Raw genomic sequence first — 16645 nt, 5'->3', positions numbered from 1 at the left:
TTTAAGCGCCTTGCATGTGTTGTAATTCATTTACCACATCGCCAACAGTACGTATTTTTTTAAAGGCTTCGGGTTCGATGTCTAAGTCAGTGAGTTCGCGCAATTTAACCAATAGATCAATAGCATCGATACTGTCTAGTTCAAGCTCTTCATACAAATCTGTTTCTTGGGTGATCATACTTTCTGGTAACTCAAAATAATTCACCAAGAGCTCTTTTAATTGTTGATAAAGTTGATTCTTCATATGTATTTTTCCAAAACAATATCTTAGCCCAGAACAAACCAGGCTAATTCTGGTCAGTCCAGTGGCACATCGACAAAGTTTAACATTTAATGTGCAGAATCAAAACGAGCTAAATCATTGGTGAATTCTTTTTGTATATCTCGGGTCAATTTACGCACCGATAAACTAATATTCTCTTGCAAGTAGGGACTGACATCGAATTCTTCTAATACGCTTAAATGCAAATGGATTTGTTTAGGCGGGATTCTATACCAAGGCCAACCTTTAGTTAAAGCGGGTGGTGATACTTGAATTAATACTCGCTGAAAATTAGCGCCGGTGCGCAACGCTAAATTAGCGGCGCCTCTTTGAAAAGATAATGGGCTGCCTGGCTTTGTACGCGTTCCTTCAGGAAAAATAATTAAATTGCTGCCCTGGCGTAATGAGTCACCGCAATCAGTAATTAAATCCTGAGGTTCGGCATTATTGAGGTAACCCGTGTTTCTCAGAATCCCCCGAGTAAATATATTTTTCCAGAGAGATTGTTTCACCACACAATTGGCATTAGGGATCAACGAAATTAATACCACTACATCAATTAGGGAAGGGTGATTTGCAATGACTATTTTTCCCTTAAGTTTGCTAAGTTCTTCTATGTTATTAGTGGTAACTTTGGTTACGCCGACACAATACATGAGCCAGATAAAATATTTGAAGGTTAGGTGAACGGCATAACGGCAAGCCTTTTTGCGGGTTTCATCGTCTCGATATTTAATGCGATACAAAGGTAACCAAAGTAGGGCCATTAAAATGCCACATATGCCAAAAACGGCAAAACAAAATGCGGTGGCAAAAAAACGCCATACTTTACTTATTTGCGCCATTGCCAGCACTCCATTACTTGTGTTGTAAATCCCAATAAAAGCTTGGTCAAAAATATATAGGTATCTGCCATAAGGAATTATATCTTTGCCGCCAACCAAGCGGACGATTCAATTGCTGATTTTGCATCTAGACCCACTACATTATTGGCGCCACCAATGACGTGCACGGGTTGTGAAAAATTTGACAAATCATAGTCTTGAAGGCTTTGTTGACCGGCACACACTATTATTGAATCTGCCTCAAGAATACTGTGTTCTCCACGAATATTCAGTTCTAATCCTTGCTCAGAAATGCCAACGTATTTCACCAGTGACAATGTTTTAACGCCACGATTTTTGAATTCTTTTCTATGAATCCACACAGTGGTTTTTCCGAGTCCAGCACCGGGTTTGCGGACTTTACGTTGCAGCATAGTGATTTGTTTTGAATTTTTTGATTCGTTTACTGGTGCAACCAAACCACCATTAACGTGGTTGCTATAGTCAATGCCCCAATGTGCCGCAAAATCTTGTTGTTGTTCCACCAATGACCAACTTTTAGTCTTGTTGCTGGTGAGTTTGGCTACAAGATCAAATGCAATGCCACCCGTTCCAATTACCGCTACTTTGTCACCCACTTCGACATTTTCTTCAATGACATCTTGGTAACTCATTACCTTGTTATGGTTTATTCCGGGGATATCCAAATTGCGAGCTTTGGTGCCAGTGGCAATGATGACCTCATCAAATTCACTTAATTGAAGATAGCTAGGTGAGTGTCCTAATTGTATAGCAACTGTCGATTGGTCTAAGGTCTGCTTTATGTAGCGTAAAAACTCTTTAAACTCTTCCTTCCCCGGCACTTTTGCAGCGAGATTTAGTTGCCCTCCAATAGTGTTGCTTTGTTCAAATAACGTCACCTTATGGCCTCGTTGTGCGGCGTATATGGCAAACATTGCCCCAGCAGGCCCGGACCCCACAACCGCCAGTGTTTTTGCTTTAACCACGGGGTCAAAGTTAAGCAAAGTTTCATAGCCAGCTCTTGGATTGACCAGACAACTGGCCACCTTATTGACGAAAATATGATCTAAGCACGCTTGATTGCAGGCGATACAGGTATTGATCGTTTCGGCTTGATCTGCACTGGCTTTATTTACAAATTGACTATCTGCTAAAAACGGGCGGGCCATGGATACCATATCGGCCATATTATTTTTTAAGATATCCTCAGCGACTTCAGGAGTATTGATTCGGTTACAAGCCACTATTGGTATGTTGATTTGACTTTTCACTTTGGCAGTAATAATACTGAATGACGCTCTGGGTACAACACTGGCAATAGTAGGGACCCGTGTTTCATGCCACCCAATGCCACTATTAATTATATTAACCCCCACTTTTTCTAAAGCTAAAGCAAGTTCAATGACGTCCTGTAAATCACTTCCATTTTCTACCAAATCCAGAATGGAGAGGCGAAAAATCACTATGAAATTGTCGCCGAAGCGTTGCCTAATTCGACGCACTATTTCTAAAGGAAAACGTGTTCTATTACTAAAGCTTCCACCCCATTTATCATCACGTTTATTGCTGTGACGACAAATAAACTGATTAATTAAATATCCCTCAGAGCCCATAATTTCAATGCCATCGTATCCTGCTTCTAGCGCTAAGCCGGCACAATTGACGAAATCTTCTATTTGTTGCTCTATTTCATCGTGGCTCAGAGCATGAGGAATAAAAGGCACTATAGGTGCTTGAATAGCGCTTGGGGCGACGATTTGGCTGTGATAACCATAGCGACCAGCATGGAGTATTTGCATACATATTTTAGTGGAATATTGATGAACTGCTTGAGTAATTAATTGATGATCTGCCACATGTTGCTGACGGCTGAGGATCACGCGCTTGGGGGCTAAAATACCTGATTCATTGGGGGACACGCCACCCGTTATTATCATGCCTACTCCGCCAGCTGCTCTTTCTGCATAAAAAGCCGCTAGGCGCATAAAACCATCGATTTGTTCTTCGAGATTGGTATGCATGGAGCCCATAATGACCCGATTGTTCAATGTAGTGAAACCCAAATTTAGTGGGGCCAGTAAATGGGGGTATGGCATAAAACTTCAAGATAACGGAGAATCAAACAAGTTTAACATGATTTTGACAAATGGTAAGCCAGCCTCAGCTCCAAAGGTATGCCAGAACAATCGAGGATAGTGAGTTTGGCTATTGATAATATTTATGTGTATTACTGCGATATGCGGCAGTTTAATGTTGGCCAGGACGAGTTGCATAGGGTTTTGAATCAAACGGACCTAAGGCGTTATAGAGGTTTTAAAAATACCTCGAGGCAAAACCAATTTGTTATGTCTAGATGGCTAATGAAGCAGTGTCTCAAGCAATTGTTTGCTCAGGCCACATCAGATGACTACCAACTTAGTGACTATTCTCGTTGGAATATTCTCGATCAAAGTAACAGTTACTCCGTATCAATAAGTCATAGTGGTCATTTTATCGCGGTTGCCATCGCCGCATTTCCTTGTTCTATCGGACTGGATATCGAGCAGCATAAATCCAGAAACTTTACTGAATTAGTGAAAATTTTCGGCACTCCAAGTGAACAAAACCTAGTGAATAATCACCCCGAACAACAATTGTCATTTTATCGACTATGGACCGCAAAAGAAGCCTTTTTAAAAGTCACGCAAAGCAGTATTGACCACGTATTCCAAGAGAATTTAGGAAAATGTTTGCATCATAAGGTCGGGCAAGTCGCGGGTTATCATTATCTCACAGGGGAATTGGGTGAAGGGAAATATAGTTATGCAGTCATGACTGATTCTGCAGCGAAGATACAGGTCCAAGAATTTCAACTGCACCACTAATAAAGCGCAACAGTGACAAGGTCAACTCTATGTTGAACCCTATGACTGGCTTTAGTAGACTGCGCTTTTTAAATAGGGAAGGTCAATGTCCTTGAGATTCAATATTAGCAAATGTGTTGCATGGGCTCCGGGACTTGAGTCTGAGCAGGATTGGCAATTGTGGCAACAGGGGGATAAACCATTAAGTGATGAGTTAACTTTACCTCAGTTAACAGCCATTCCGGCTATGCAAAGACGGCGTTTAAGTCCATTTGCAAAGATCGCTTTGCATTGTGCTTTAGAGGCAAGTGGCGAATATCAGTCGAATATTCCCTGTGTTTTTTCTTCCCGTCATGGTGACTTGCATCGCACTACTAACTTAATTGAAAATATTGCACTCAAAAAAGATTTGTCACCTACCCAATTTGGCTTGTCAGTACACAATGCCGCAGCCGGATTATTCAGCATCTTTACCGGAAATCGAGCGCCTTTATCTGCCATATCAGGCGGGCAGAGCAGTTTTATGCAAGGTTTATTGGACGCTGTGGCAAAACTGCAGGTGAATAATTTATCAAGAATTTTATACGTGTATTGTGACCTCAATGTACCTGAGTGTTACCGACCTTATGTGGTTGATGACACCTCTTTAGCTATTGGGTTACTGATTGAAGCCTCAGAAGATGATACAAATACCTATAGTTTTTCCTATAGTGCTTTGGAAAATAAAGTCGAAAGTGACTGCCAAGGGCTAGATTTTATGGGGTTTATATTAAGTAATAAAAGTCAGTTGTTGGCAAAAATTCATCAGCAAACTTGGCTGCTGCAACGGGGTAATTAACATTGTGACTCACCCTATTATTTATTTCTATGGCATCAATGGCTAGATGTTGCGTATAAACGACAGAATGATATTATTGTTAAATAAAAGAGTCAGCAGCACTCGGTTACTACTGAATCGTCCCGCATGCCTTTCATTCCACACTGTTTTGAATTCCTGGTTAATCATTGCAAAGGATTGAAGCCAGCGATTGTCGAGTATAACAACGATGCAATGCTCCCAAAATAATATTAAAAAAGGAATATAGATGAGCGATCTGAATCATGAAATTAAGCTGTTAATTATTGAAGCCTTAGATTTGGAAGACATTACTGCAGATGACATTGACGATGATGCCCCTTTGTTTGTAGATGGATTAGGCCTTGATTCTATTGATGCTTTAGAATTGGGCGTGGCAATTAAAAATGCTTATAATATTAAGATTGATGGTAATACCGAAGACAGTAAAAAGTATTTTTATTCAGTTAAAACCTTGAGTGATTATATTCAAATTAGTAAGTAAAGAAGGTTTCTAAAAAGATGAATAAAGAACAAATTTTATCAATGGTGACGACTATTTTGGTCAATGAATTTGAAATTGACGAAGCCCAAATCACACCAGCAACTAACATCTATGAAGAACTTGATATTGATAGTATTGATGTGGTTGATCTCGTTGTTCGCCTAAGAGCCGAAACGGGGCGTTCGATTGAACCTGATAATTTTAAACAAGTGAGAACCATTGAAGATCTGTTAGTTGTGTTAGATAAGGTTATAAACAATTAATCCCCGCAACCTGCACAATGATTCAAGTACATCAGTATTTAAATTCTGTGCGAAGTGATTAAAGTCACATTACAAGCCTAAAGACAGTAAATGCAAATGGACTTAAAAAGCTATTCTATTGATCCCAATACCATTCAATTTGTCGATCCAGAACAGGATTGTGAACAATGGTTCAACATTGTAGCGGGTTACCGAAACCTATTAATAAAATCATCGTCTGAAACTTGGTTATTGTTTGAGTCTGACAGCTTCATGTTTTCCGCCATGTTTTATGCATTATTGTCTGCTGGAAAATCAATCGTTTTACCTCAAAATGCGCAGCCAGAACACATTCGAGAAATAAAAAAGCGTGTGCAGGCAAGCATAGGATCTGCCGTAATTGACCCTGATATTGTCACCACAAATATTTGGCCAAAACTGCCCATGGCTCTTCTGCATATCAATAGTGATGTAAATGTGACTTTTTTTACTTCAGGCTCAACTGGGCAAGCCAAAGTTGTTGAGAAACAATTTTGGCAGTTGCAAACAGAAATCTGTTGCCTCGAAACAAATTTCGGTGCGACTGTTAAAGACAGTGTTTTGTTGTCGACTGTTTCTCACCAACATATTTATGGTTTGTTGTTTAAGATCCTCTGGCCAATTTCCGAGGGCCACGCGTTTGTATGCCAAGCATTTGAATACCCTGAACATATTGCCAATAAAATAACGGCTGGTCATTTAGACTCAGTCACTTTAATCGCCAGCCCTGCTCACCTGCATCGACTATGTTTGGACAACCCATTACTACCTCTTAAGCAGCACGTTCGTTGTATTTTTTCTTCAGGGGGGCCACTAGATGCAGATAAAAATATTAGTTTACAACAACAATTGGAATGCGATTTATTTGAAGTATACGGTAGCACCGAAACGGGAGGCATTGGCTGGCGTCATCGTGACTCTATTCGCGATGAAGTTTGGCAAACTTTTGCTGGAGTAAGTGTTGCTCAGCAACCCAATACTGAACTGCTGTTGTTGTCATCGCCTTATCTTAAACAGAATCCATTCTACGGAGATGACAGAATAGAGTTAATTAACGGGCAGCAGTTTCGGTTGTTGGGGCGGGCCGATGATATAGTCAAAATTGAAGAGAAACGTATTTCGCTGCGTGAGGTGCAATTACGCTGTAAACAACATGAGTATGTACAAGATGTTGGTGTGATAGTCATTGGCACCCAGCGCAAACAATTGGCAGCTGTGATTGAGCTAAATGATCTGGGGAAAGAAGCCAAAGACACTATGCCTTTATATTTGTTTAATCGTTTATTCAGGGCGTATTTAGCCCAGTGGTTTGAAGCGGTGACATTGCCAAAAAAGTTTAGATATCCTTTGCAAATCCCTTATAATGCCCAAGGGAAGTTAAACCGACAGGCCATGGAGTCCTATTTTGAGTGATTATGTACATCATGGCGAGTTGTTGTCAGTTGTAAAAGAAGGTAATTCAGTTTTTTTAGAACTGAAAATTCCCACCAATTTATATTATTTTCAAGGCCATTTTCCCAGTGCGCCTGTGTTACCTGGTGTGGTATTGACTCATTGGGTAGTAGAATATGCGAGCCAATATTTTGATGCGGATCCCAATAATTTTCAGTCATTTAGTGGACTTAAATTTCAAATTATTGTTGGCCCTGAACAAATCATCAAGCTTCAGTTGAGTCAAATTAATGCTAATAAATATACCTTTAGCTATCACTCAGATCATGGCAAACATGCTTCAGGTAAGGTGATGTTTGTGTGAGTCAGCATTATTGTTTTGTTATTCCCAATTACAACCACACTCAGGCGGTAGCTGCTACTGTCGAAGCATTGCAAAAATATGCTGTTCCTATTGTTTTAGTCGATGATGGCAGTGACTATGAAACCCAAACCCTGCTTGAACAACTTGCGGCACAATATAAAAATTTGACGCTATTTAGGCGTCCGGTTAATGGCGGTAAAGGTGCTGCAGTAAAAACCGGGTTGAGTTTAGCTTATGATATGGGCATGAGCCATGCAGTGCAGATTGATGCCGATGGTCAGCATGATTTGGCTGATATTGATATTCTAATGAATGAATCAAAGTCCCACCCCGATGCCATGATAAGTGGCCAGCCTGTTTATGATGAGAGTATTTCTAAAGGGCGATATTACGGCCGCTTTATCACGCATTTTTGGGTGTATATCGAAACCTTGTCCTTTTCAATTAAAGATTCAATGTGTGGTTTTCGAGTGTACCCGCTAGCAGACTGCATGAAACTCATGGGTAATCAGTCATTGGGAAATAGAATGGATTTTGATATTGAAATCATGGTGCGTTTGTATTGGCAAAAAGTCCCGATTCGCTTTATCTCTACTAAGGTTCTCTATCCCCCTGATGGCGTGTCACATTTTAATGTTTGCAAAGATAATTGGCTTATTTCAAAAATGCATACTAGGTTGTTCTTCGGCATGTTAGTGCGTCTTCCTGATTTGCTTAACGCAAAACTCAGGAGTTCTAAGTGAGCCAACAAGCACATTGGTCAAGCATTAAAGAACGTGGCAGTTTGTTAGGAATACGTTTTCTTGTCGCTATCTATAAGGTATTTGGAAAAGGCTTTTTCCGCGTCTGCTTTTTTCCTGTGATGTTGTATTTCTATCTGACGGGAGGGCAAGCCCGTCAAGGCGTACTTAAATATTGGCGAAATATTGAAAAAGCCCGTCAAGAGCCACCTTCTAATAGCCTAAAATTACAGTATCAGGGGTTTAAGGTCTTTTTGACTTTTGGTTGGGCAATTGTCGATAAATTCGACGCTTGGTTGGGTAAAATTCATTTGGCAGATCTCGATATAGTTAATCCACAGAGCTACGCCAAGCTTACCGAGGGCGGTGGTTGTGTCATTCTCAGTACTCACCTTGGTAATATGGAAATATGCCGAGCTATTTTTGGGGCGGGCGAAAATAAGAAAAAACTCAATGTTATTACCTATAACGAACATGCCCCGTCTTTTAATAATTTCTTAAAGCGCATCAATCCTGAAGCCGCCATTAACTTCATACATATCGACAATTTTGGTCCAGACGATACAATCAAGCTTAAGCAAAAAATAGAAGACGGTGAAGCGGTAGTTATTTTTGCTGATCGCACTTCGGTCACCAATCCCAATAGTGTCCATTTTGTTCCCTTCTTAACAGAGCCAGCGCCAATTGCGATTGGCCCCTTTGCCTTAGCTACTATTATGGACTGTCCGGTATACTTTATGACTTGTCTGAAAAATTCAGACTCAAATCGATACCAAGTACATATTGAAGATTTTGCGGAACCAGTGAAAGTAAGACGTAAAGAGAGACAAGCGTATTTTCAGCAATTAATGCGTAAATACGCAGATAGGTTGAGTTATTACTGTCTACTAGCGCCACATCAGTGGGGCAACTTTTTTGACTTTTGGCGAGGCAATGAAACGTTGCAAGACAATAGCTCGGCAAAAGATAACAATCAGTAAAGGTTAATCGAACTTAAAATTTGAGTCGATTTTAGCGTTAATGTAAAAATAAGTGGGATAAAGCGTCCCCTAAAACTAGAGAGAAATTGGAGTAAGCTAGATGGGTTCAGGGTGGAATAAGGTGAGCTTTGGAGCTCAAAGAATAAGCATTGAAGATATAGTTCGCATTGCCCATCAAGGTACTCCAGTGGAGTTATCTAATGACACCTTGTTTACGAAAAAAGTCGATGAAGGGGTTCGTTTTCTTGACCAATTGCTCAAAGAAGAAGGGCATATTTACGGTGTTACTACAGGTTATGGCGACTCATGTACAGTTGAAGTACCGCTTTCCCTAGTTGATGAGTTACCCATGCATTTGACCCGTTTTCATGGTTGTGGTTTAGGTGATTATTTCACTATGGAAAAAGGGCGTGCCATTTTGGCGGTGCGTTTAGTGTCATTGTCACAGGGGTATTCTGGAGTGAGTTGGGATTTATTAAACTTACTAGTGGATATGCTGAATAATCAAATAATCCCAGTCATACCCGAAGAAGGATCAGTGGGAGCAAGTGGTGATTTAACCCCATTGTCATATGTTGCGGGTGCATTAATCGGTGAACGAGATGTGTATTACAACGACACTATTATGCCAAGTGCTGAGGCGTTTAAACTCGCGAGTTTGAAGCCAATTAAATTACGCCCTAAAGAAGGCCTAGCGATAATGAATGGCACGGCTGTTATGACGGCTCTTGCTTGCTTGGCTTTTGAACGTGCAGAATATTTAAGCAAGCTAATGGCCAGAATAACCGCATTGTCTAGCCTGGCTTTAAAGGGCAACAGTAACCACTTCGATGACATTCTGTTTAGTGTGAAACCTCATCCAGGGCAAAATCAAATTGCTGCTTGGATCCAAAATGACCTAAATCATCATTCTCATCCGCGTAATTCTCAACGATTGCAAGACCGTTATTCGATACGCTGTGCCCCGCATATTATCGGTGTGCTACAAGATAGTTTGCCTTGGTTTAGGACCTTTATTGAAAACGAATTAAACAGTGCTAATGATAATCCTATCGTAGATGGCATAGGTGAGCACGTGTTACACGGCGGACATTTTTACGGTGGGCATATCGCTATGGCAATGGACTCAATGAAAAATTGTGTGGCCAATTTGGCGGATTTGGCGGACCGCCAGATAGCCACTATGGTGGACGTGAAAATGAATCATGGATTACCCTCTAATCTGTCTGGGGCAAAGGGTGAACGTCGCTATATCAATCATGGTTTTAAGGCCATTCAAATTGGTTGTTCAGCATGGACAGCAGAGGCATTAAAATTGACTATGCCTGCCAGTGTTTTTTCCCGCTCAACTGAATGCCACAATCAAGATAAAGTGAGCATGGGTACCATAGCCGCTAGAGATTGTTTAAGGGTTTTACAACTGACTGAGCAGGTCGTAGCGGCTACCTTATTAGCCTCAGTACAAGGCATATGGTTGCGAATTGAAATGGGTGAATTAGATAAAGATTCCCTAACGAAAGATGTCAGCATGATGTTGGACGATATTAGCAGTTTCTTTACCTTGATCGATGAAGATAGGCCAACAGACAAATTGTTGCGAGAAACTATAGGTTTTATCCAACAAAAGAGATGGAATTTATATGAAAACTAAAGCCTTGCTCAGTGCGACCACAGAGTTAGAAGTGCAGTTTTTTGATGTGGATTCTATGCGTGTTGTATGGCACGGTAATTATGTCAAATATCTTGAAGTTGCCCGTTGCGAATTGCTTAAACTATTTGATTACAATTATTTGCAAATGGAAGCCTCTGGATACATGTGGCCCATCGTTGATATGCGCATTAAATATGTTGCGTCAGCTAGGTTGAGTGAGTGGATTACAATTGAAGCCCGTTTAGTTGAATATCAAACACGCATAAAAATAGAATACATAGTGCGCGACAAAGCGTCTCAAAAAGTATTGACCAAAGCCCATACAATACAAGTGGCAGTGGAAATGAGTACAGGGGAGATGTCCTTTAACACTCCCCAATGTTTGCTTGAAAAATTGGCCCCGTTTCTAGAAAAGGAATAAATATGAGCAAGTGTGAAGTGTGTGATGTTGTCATCATTGGTGCAGGTCCTGCTGGCGCAATAGCGGCTTCAATGCTGGTTCAAGACGGTTGGAATACTGTGGTGGTGGAACGGGAAAGTTTTCCACGATTTTCTATCGGTGAAAGTTTACTGCCTCACTGCATGGAATTTGTAAAACAAGCGGGCATGCTAGATGCACTTAATGCTAACGCCGACAAATTAGAGTTTCAATTTAAGAATGGTGCTGCCTTTTATCGTAAAGGAGAGCGTTCTGAATTCGATTTTGAGAACAAATTTTCTGACGGCCCTGGCACAACTTTTCAAGTTAAGCGCGCTGCATTTGATAAGTTATTAGCCGATGAAGCCAGTAAGTTCGGCGCTGATATTCGCTATCAGCAAAGCGTCGAAGAAGTGATTACCCATGAAGGGGGCGCAACGTTAAAAATATCGGCAGCTGGCGATAGCTATCATTTAAAAACCCGCTTTGTACTTGATGCTAGCGGATTTGGGCGGGTGTTACCCCGTTTGTTAGACCTAAATGAGCCTAGCGACTTACCGCCACGTAAAGCTGTATTTACCCATTTCAAAGACAATATTAAAGCTGATGCGAATTTTGATAGAAATAAAATATTGATTACGGTGCATCCAGAAATTGAAGATGTATGGTATTGGTTGATCCCCTTTTCAGATGGTACCTCGAGTCTAGGAGTGGTTGCTCGTCCTGAGTTGTTTAACGATGAAGAAACACTGGAAAAGCAATTATGGGCCTTTATTCATCAAGATGACAATTTGACGGAATTGTTTGAACACGCTGAAATAACGCAACCAGCAAGAATGATTGGCGGTTATTCTTCCAATGTTAAATCCTTATATGGCCCTAACTTTGCCTTACTCGGCAATGCAGGTGAATTTCTCGATCCGGTGTTTTCTTCTGGGGTGACAATTGCGATGCGCTCAGCCGTTAGTGCGGCGCAATTAGTGTCACGTGAACTGAATGGAGAACAAGTGGATTGGCAAAGTGAATATGCCGATAGCCTTAAAAAAGGTATTGATGTATTTAAGACTTTTGTCACTTCTTGGTATGACACTAGCTTCCAAAATGTGGTTTTTTTCCAATCGCAAGATACAGAAATCAAACCCATGATCACTTCTATACTGGCAGGTTATGCATGGGATGAAAGTAATCCTTTTGTAAAAAGCTCTCGTCGCGGCATGCGTATGTTATCTAAATTGTGTGAAGCGGATTAACTCATGAGTGGGCACCGCAATGGTCAGTTGCATAATATTTATATTAATGACTTTGGTTTAATTAATGCTTTAGGGGATAACCTAGAGCAAATCAGTCAGAATTTGTTTGCTGGTTCACAACAGGGTTTTGTGGAGCGTGCAGACATTTTGCTAGACGCAACAGTGTTTGTGGCTGAAGTAGCCAGTGAATTACCAGCAGTAGATACTTATCCTAAACATTTCCGCAGCCGCAATAATCAATTGGCATTGCAGGCTTATCAACAAATAGCGGAGACAGTAGAGTCACTTAAAGAGAAATATTCAGAGCAAAGACTCGGGGTGATTTTGGGGACTAGCACCTCAGGTATCGCTCAGGGTGAATCGGCCATGGCCGTCAAGCAAGAGTCAGGACAATTTCCAGTAGACTATGACTATCGAGTTCAAGAAATGTCTAACGTGGCTGAGTTTATCAGTCTAGTTGCGGGCTTGTCGGGTGTGTGTATGACCATTTCTACAGCATGTTCTTCCAGTGCTAAAACCTTTATTACAGCCACCGAGTTAATCAGAGCTGGCGTCATTGATGCCGCCATAGTGGGAGGTGTTGATTCACTATGTGCCATGACAGTGAATGGTTTTAGTGCTTTGGAGTCTACTTCATCGGGCATTTGTAAACCTTCAAGTGTCAATCGAGATGGCATTAATATTGGAGAAGGTGCCGCATTAGCCGTTATCAGTGGTGATAAATCCGACTTACGCCTATTCGCCGGCGGCGAGTCAAGTGATGCCCATCATATGTCAGCTCCTCATCCAGAAGGCCGAGGGGCGATAGATGCTATGCAACAGGCTCTTGAAAAGGCGCAATTGTCGAGCCAACAAATCGACTATATTAATCTGCATGGTACCGCCACCCCTAAAAATGACTCTATGGAAGCAATAGCTGTAGCAGGGCTTTTTTCTCATCAACCCTTTGTGAGTTCCAGTAAAGGCAGTATTGGGCATACTTTAGGTGCGGCGGGCGCTACAGAGCTTGGTTTTTGTTGTTTGGTTTTGAGGCAACAAAAATTAGCTCCCCATGTGTGGGATAATGAGGTTGATCCAGAGTTACCCTCGCTTAATTGGGTTAAAAGTAGCGCCGATAACAAGAGTGAAATTCGTTACTGCTTAAGTAACTCCTTTGCTTTTGGTGGTAATAATGTGAGCTTAATTGTAGGACGTGAATATGAATGATTATCCCATAGAGCAGATTTTGCCTCACGCCCATCCTATGATTTTAGTGGATAAGTTAGTGAATTACACCGACATGTCTTCGGCTTGTAGTGTGACAATTACTGAGCAAAGTAATTTTTATAATCCTGAACGTAAAAGTGTGCCTTCCTATGTCGGGATTGAATATATGGCGCAAACAATAGCGGCTTACGCTAATGTGTTAAAATTAGATAATGGCGGTAAAGTCAGCTTAGGTTTTTTAGTGAGTGCTCGTAATTATATGACCCAAGTTCGGGAGTTCACCTTAGGCACTGAGTTACTGATTCAGGTGGAATTGTTATTTAAAGAAGCCAATGGCTTAAGTGTATTTGATTGCCGAATTAAACAAGGTGAGCAATTAGTGGTTGAAGCGAAAATCAACGTTTTTGAGCCAGAAGAACCAGAGCTGTATTTGCAGGAGCAAGCACAAAAATGAATAGAAGAGTATTAGTCACGGGTTCCAGTAAAGGAATAGGTAAAGCCATTGCGCTGCGATTAGCACGGGATGGCTTTGACATTACTGTACATTGTCGAAATGATGCTGCAGGCGCTGAAGATACAGTAGCAGCGATTAAAGAGTTGGGTGTGGATGCTTATTTCCTACAATGTGATGTCGCTAATCGCTCCCAATGCAAAGAAATTTTTGATGCAGATATTGCTCAATATGGATCGTATTACGGCATTGTGTGTAATGCCGGAGTGACACGTGATACTGCGTTTCCTGCCATGACAGGGGATGAGTGGGACAGTGTTATCCACACTAATTTAGACGGTATCTATAATGTGTTACACCCTTTGGTTATGCCTATGGTCAGTAAACGCAAGGGGGGGCGAATTGTGACTATGGCTTCAGTATCTGGCGTCATAGGAAATCGTGGTCAGGTGAATTACAGTGCCTCTAAAGGTGGCGTTATTGCTGCTACTAAGGCGTTATCTTTAGAACTAGCCAAACGTAAAATTACAGTAAACTGTGTAGCGCCTGGCTTAATTGATACAGGAATGACAGATGAGCTTCCTATGGATGAAATCATTAAAATGATCCCCCTTAAACGAGTAGGCCAAGTGGATGAAGTGGCAGCAACTGTGGCTTTTTTAATGTCTGATGACGCTTCGTATATTACCAGGCAAGTCATTTCAGTGAATGGTGGAATGGCCTAATGAAACGCGTGGTAGTGACAGGTATGGGAGTGGTTTCAGCCTTTGGTGACAATTGGACTGATTTTGAATCACACCTACGTAGCAATAAAAATGCGGTTAAATATATGCCCCAGTGGGAGGGTGTCAAAGGACTACATTGTAAACTTGCCGCACCTGTCACTGATTTTGTTAAACCCAGCCATTATACTCGTAAAATGACTCGTTCTATGGGGCGCGTATCAGTGATGGCTACCAGAGCCACAGAGTTCGCTTTAGAACAAAGCCAATTGCTCAATTGTGACGCTTTAACCAATGGTGATACGGGTATTTCCTATGGTTCTTCTATCGGCTCTACGCCACCCATAGTGGCCTTTGGTGACTTATTAAAAAACCACGATATGTCAGGCATCACTGCAACCAGTTATATTCAGATGATGAATCATACTACCGCAGTGAATTTGGGGGTGTTTTTTGGCGTAAAGGGCCGTATTCATACAACTAGTTCTGCATGTACTTCTAGTTCGCAAGGTATTGGGTATGCGTATGAGGCGATTAAGTATGGTAAACAAAAAGTGATGATTGCTGGTGGCGGTGAAGAGTTATGTCTTTCTGCCGTGGCTGTGTTTGACACTTTGTTTGCTACCAGTACTAGAAATAATGAACCCCATTTGACGCCCCGTCCATTTGATGTTGATCGTGATGGCTTAGTGATAGGCGAGGGGGCTGCAACCCTAATATTAGAAGAATATGAACATGCAGTGGCCAGAGGCGCACCAATACTTGCGGAAATCGTTGGTTTTGCCACTAACTCAGATGGTGTACATGTGACGCAACCAGAATCTGAAACTATGGCGACTGCAATGAAGCTGGCCCTAGAAGATGCTGAGCTTCCCGCTACTGAGATTGGTTATGTCAGCGCCCACGGCACAGCAACAGATAAAGGAGATGTAGCAGAAACATCGGCTACTGAGTTAGTGCTAGGAAAAAACAAACCTATCAGTTCACTGAAGAGTTATCTCGGTCATACTTTAGGCGCCTGTGGCGCACTAGAAGCCTGGGCTAGCATTGAAATGATGGATCGCCAATGGTTTGCACCGACGCTACAGTTGAACAATATTGATCCTCGATGCGGTGAGTTGGACTACATCACTGGGCAAGGTATGAAGATTGATACTGAGTACGTGATGTCGAATAACTTTGCATTTGGTGGTATTAATACGTCATTAATTTTTAAGCGATGGGGCTAGCTTAAGAGGGGGATTGTGTCTCAGCAAATAAATGAACAGACACTACTTCATGTAGTGTCTGCTGGACAATATTAGCGAATTTGTGTGACTACACCTTTATCATCAAAATCGATGGCTTTTCGAACCCATTTGTTCGACCAGTACATCCAAGTGTTAGTCTCTAATGTGGGGGTCGCATGGATAGGCGGTCTACCCATAGTAAAAAGAATGCCCTCTTTAGTCATACCTACTTGTGGCTGTCCTGATTTAATACCATCTTGGTCTGCCTGACTTAAATTTGCTACTTTTGCATCTTCACAGCTAGTTCCAAAATATTGTTTGAAATTTTCTTCTAAGGATTGCCCTGCTTTTTTGGTATGTTTATCCCACAAATAGCGATAAGTGATACCCTGGTAAACAAACTCAATTTCCTTTTTACCAATATCTTCAATTTTTACCTTGGCACACATAGGTAATATACTCGGTAACTGATAATTGAGTGCATAAAGCACTTTTCGTTTTTGGTCAGGATGTAAATTAACCTTGGCAACCATAGTTGCACCTTCTTTGAATCCACTTTTTTCTTCGGCGCTGACGACTAAAGCATTGCTCATAGCTACAGTGCCAATAACTAAGATAATAGTCCGTATCGATATTGCATTAATGGGTAACTTCATTATTTAATCCTTTTA

19 protein-coding genes are annotated in these 16645 nt (G+C 41.3%); 15 read left to right on the top strand and 4 right to left on the bottom strand.

Annotated elements, in window-relative coordinates:
- Position 1 precedes the first annotated feature (1 nt).
- The 3 genes from AAC000_RS16160 to AAC000_RS16150 form a co-directional block, all read right to left on the bottom strand.
- Positions 2-244, bottom strand: a complete 243-nt coding sequence (locus AAC000_RS16160) for an acyl carrier protein (protein WP_339724047.1) — start codon at positions 242-244, stop codon at positions 2-4.
- 86 nt (positions 245-330) lie between these two features.
- The gene (locus tag AAC000_RS16155; RefSeq protein ID WP_339724045.1) at positions 331-1107 is read right to left on the bottom strand and encodes a lysophospholipid acyltransferase family protein; all 777 of its coding nucleotides are present in this window, start codon (positions 1105-1107) and stop codon (positions 331-333) included.
- Positions 1108-1184: 77 nt separating this feature from the next.
- Entirely contained in the window at positions 1185-3203 is a 2019-nt protein-coding gene (locus AAC000_RS16150) for an NADPH-dependent 2,4-dienoyl-CoA reductase (protein ID WP_339724044.1), read from the bottom strand.
- 105 nt (positions 3204-3308) lie between these two features.
- Between AAC000_RS16150 and AAC000_RS16145 the strand changes: the two genes are divergently transcribed.
- The 15 genes from AAC000_RS16145 to AAC000_RS16075 all read left to right on the top strand — a co-directional run bounded on the left by AAC000_RS16145 (position 3309) and on the right by AAC000_RS16075 (position 15974).
- The gene (locus tag AAC000_RS16145) at positions 3309-3971 is read left to right on the top strand and encodes a 4'-phosphopantetheinyl transferase superfamily protein (RefSeq protein WP_339724043.1); all 663 of its coding nucleotides are present in this window, start codon (positions 3309-3311) and stop codon (positions 3969-3971) included.
- Positions 3972-4056: 85 nt separating this feature from the next.
- Positions 4057-4788 (top strand): beta-ketoacyl synthase chain length factor, encoded by a 732-nt coding sequence (locus AAC000_RS16140; RefSeq protein WP_339724042.1) that lies wholly within the window; start codon positions 4057-4059, stop codon positions 4786-4788.
- Between the two features lie 247 nt (positions 4789-5035).
- Complete coding sequence (locus AAC000_RS16135) at positions 5036-5290, top strand: phosphopantetheine-binding protein (RefSeq protein ID WP_339724041.1); 255 nt, start codon at positions 5036-5038, stop codon at positions 5288-5290.
- 17 nt (positions 5291-5307) lie between these two features.
- Positions 5308-5553 carry an acyl carrier protein gene (locus AAC000_RS16130; protein WP_339724039.1) on the top strand — a complete coding sequence of 82 codons (246 nt, stop codon included), beginning with the start codon at positions 5308-5310 and terminating at the stop codon, positions 5551-5553.
- A gap of 90 nt (positions 5554-5643) precedes the next feature.
- Positions 5644-6984, top strand: a complete 1341-nt coding sequence (locus AAC000_RS16125) for an AMP-binding protein (RefSeq protein WP_339724037.1) — start codon at positions 5644-5646, stop codon at positions 6982-6984.
- Entirely contained in the window at positions 6977-7327 is a 351-nt protein-coding gene (locus tag AAC000_RS16120) for an acyl-CoA synthetase (RefSeq protein WP_339724036.1), read from the top strand. The genes AAC000_RS16125 and AAC000_RS16120 overlap by 8 nt, the downstream gene beginning before the upstream one ends.
- Positions 7324-8070 (top strand): glycosyltransferase family 2 protein, encoded by a 747-nt coding sequence (locus AAC000_RS16115; RefSeq protein ID WP_339724035.1) that lies wholly within the window; start codon positions 7324-7326, stop codon positions 8068-8070. The genes AAC000_RS16120 and AAC000_RS16115 overlap by 4 nt, the downstream gene beginning before the upstream one ends.
- Positions 8067-9047, top strand: a complete 981-nt coding sequence (locus AAC000_RS16110; RefSeq protein ID WP_339724033.1) for a family 2 glycosyl transferase — start codon at positions 8067-8069, stop codon at positions 9045-9047. The genes AAC000_RS16115 and AAC000_RS16110 overlap by 4 nt, the downstream gene beginning before the upstream one ends.
- A 100-nt stretch (positions 9048-9147) precedes the next feature.
- The gene (locus AAC000_RS16105; protein ID WP_339724031.1) at positions 9148-10698 is read left to right on the top strand and encodes an aromatic amino acid ammonia-lyase; all 1551 of its coding nucleotides are present in this window, start codon (positions 9148-9150) and stop codon (positions 10696-10698) included.
- Entirely contained in the window at positions 10688-11119 is a 432-nt protein-coding gene (locus AAC000_RS16100; protein ID WP_339724030.1) for an acyl-CoA thioesterase, read from the top strand. Before AAC000_RS16105 ends, AAC000_RS16100 begins: the two co-directional genes overlap by 11 nt.
- Positions 11120-11121: 2 nt before the next feature.
- Positions 11122-12366 carry an NAD(P)/FAD-dependent oxidoreductase gene (locus AAC000_RS16095; protein WP_339724029.1) on the top strand — a complete coding sequence of 415 codons (1245 nt, stop codon included), beginning with the start codon at positions 11122-11124 and terminating at the stop codon, positions 12364-12366.
- A gap of 3 nt (positions 12367-12369) precedes the next feature.
- Positions 12370-13572 (top strand): beta-ketoacyl-[acyl-carrier-protein] synthase family protein, encoded by a 1203-nt coding sequence (locus tag AAC000_RS16090; RefSeq protein WP_339724028.1) that lies wholly within the window; start codon positions 12370-12372, stop codon positions 13570-13572.
- The gene (locus tag AAC000_RS16085) at positions 13565-14026 is read left to right on the top strand and encodes a 3-hydroxylacyl-ACP dehydratase (protein WP_339724026.1); all 462 of its coding nucleotides are present in this window, start codon (positions 13565-13567) and stop codon (positions 14024-14026) included. Before AAC000_RS16090 ends, AAC000_RS16085 begins: the two co-directional genes overlap by 8 nt.
- Complete coding sequence (locus tag AAC000_RS16080) at positions 14023-14748, top strand: 3-ketoacyl-ACP reductase FabG2 (protein ID WP_339724024.1); 726 nt, start codon at positions 14023-14025, stop codon at positions 14746-14748. The genes AAC000_RS16085 and AAC000_RS16080 overlap by 4 nt, the downstream gene beginning before the upstream one ends.
- Positions 14748-15974 (top strand): beta-ketoacyl-ACP synthase, encoded by a 1227-nt coding sequence (locus tag AAC000_RS16075; protein ID WP_339724022.1) that lies wholly within the window; start codon positions 14748-14750, stop codon positions 15972-15974. Before AAC000_RS16080 ends, AAC000_RS16075 begins: the two co-directional genes overlap by 1 nt.
- 71 nt (positions 15975-16045) lie before the next feature.
- Here AAC000_RS16075 and bamE read toward each other — a convergent pair whose 3' ends face one another.
- Positions 16046-16630, bottom strand: a complete 585-nt coding sequence (bamE, locus tag AAC000_RS16070; RefSeq protein WP_339724020.1) for an outer membrane protein assembly factor BamE — start codon at positions 16628-16630, stop codon at positions 16046-16048.
- Positions 16631-16645 lie beyond the last annotated feature (15 nt).

The organism is uncultured Paraglaciecola sp., assembly GCF_963977085.1.
Classification (GTDB): Bacteria; Pseudomonadota; Gammaproteobacteria; order Enterobacterales; family Alteromonadaceae; genus Paraglaciecola.
Note: the sequence above shows the minus strand (reverse complement) of the source record. Positions and strands in the feature narration are given on the sequence as shown.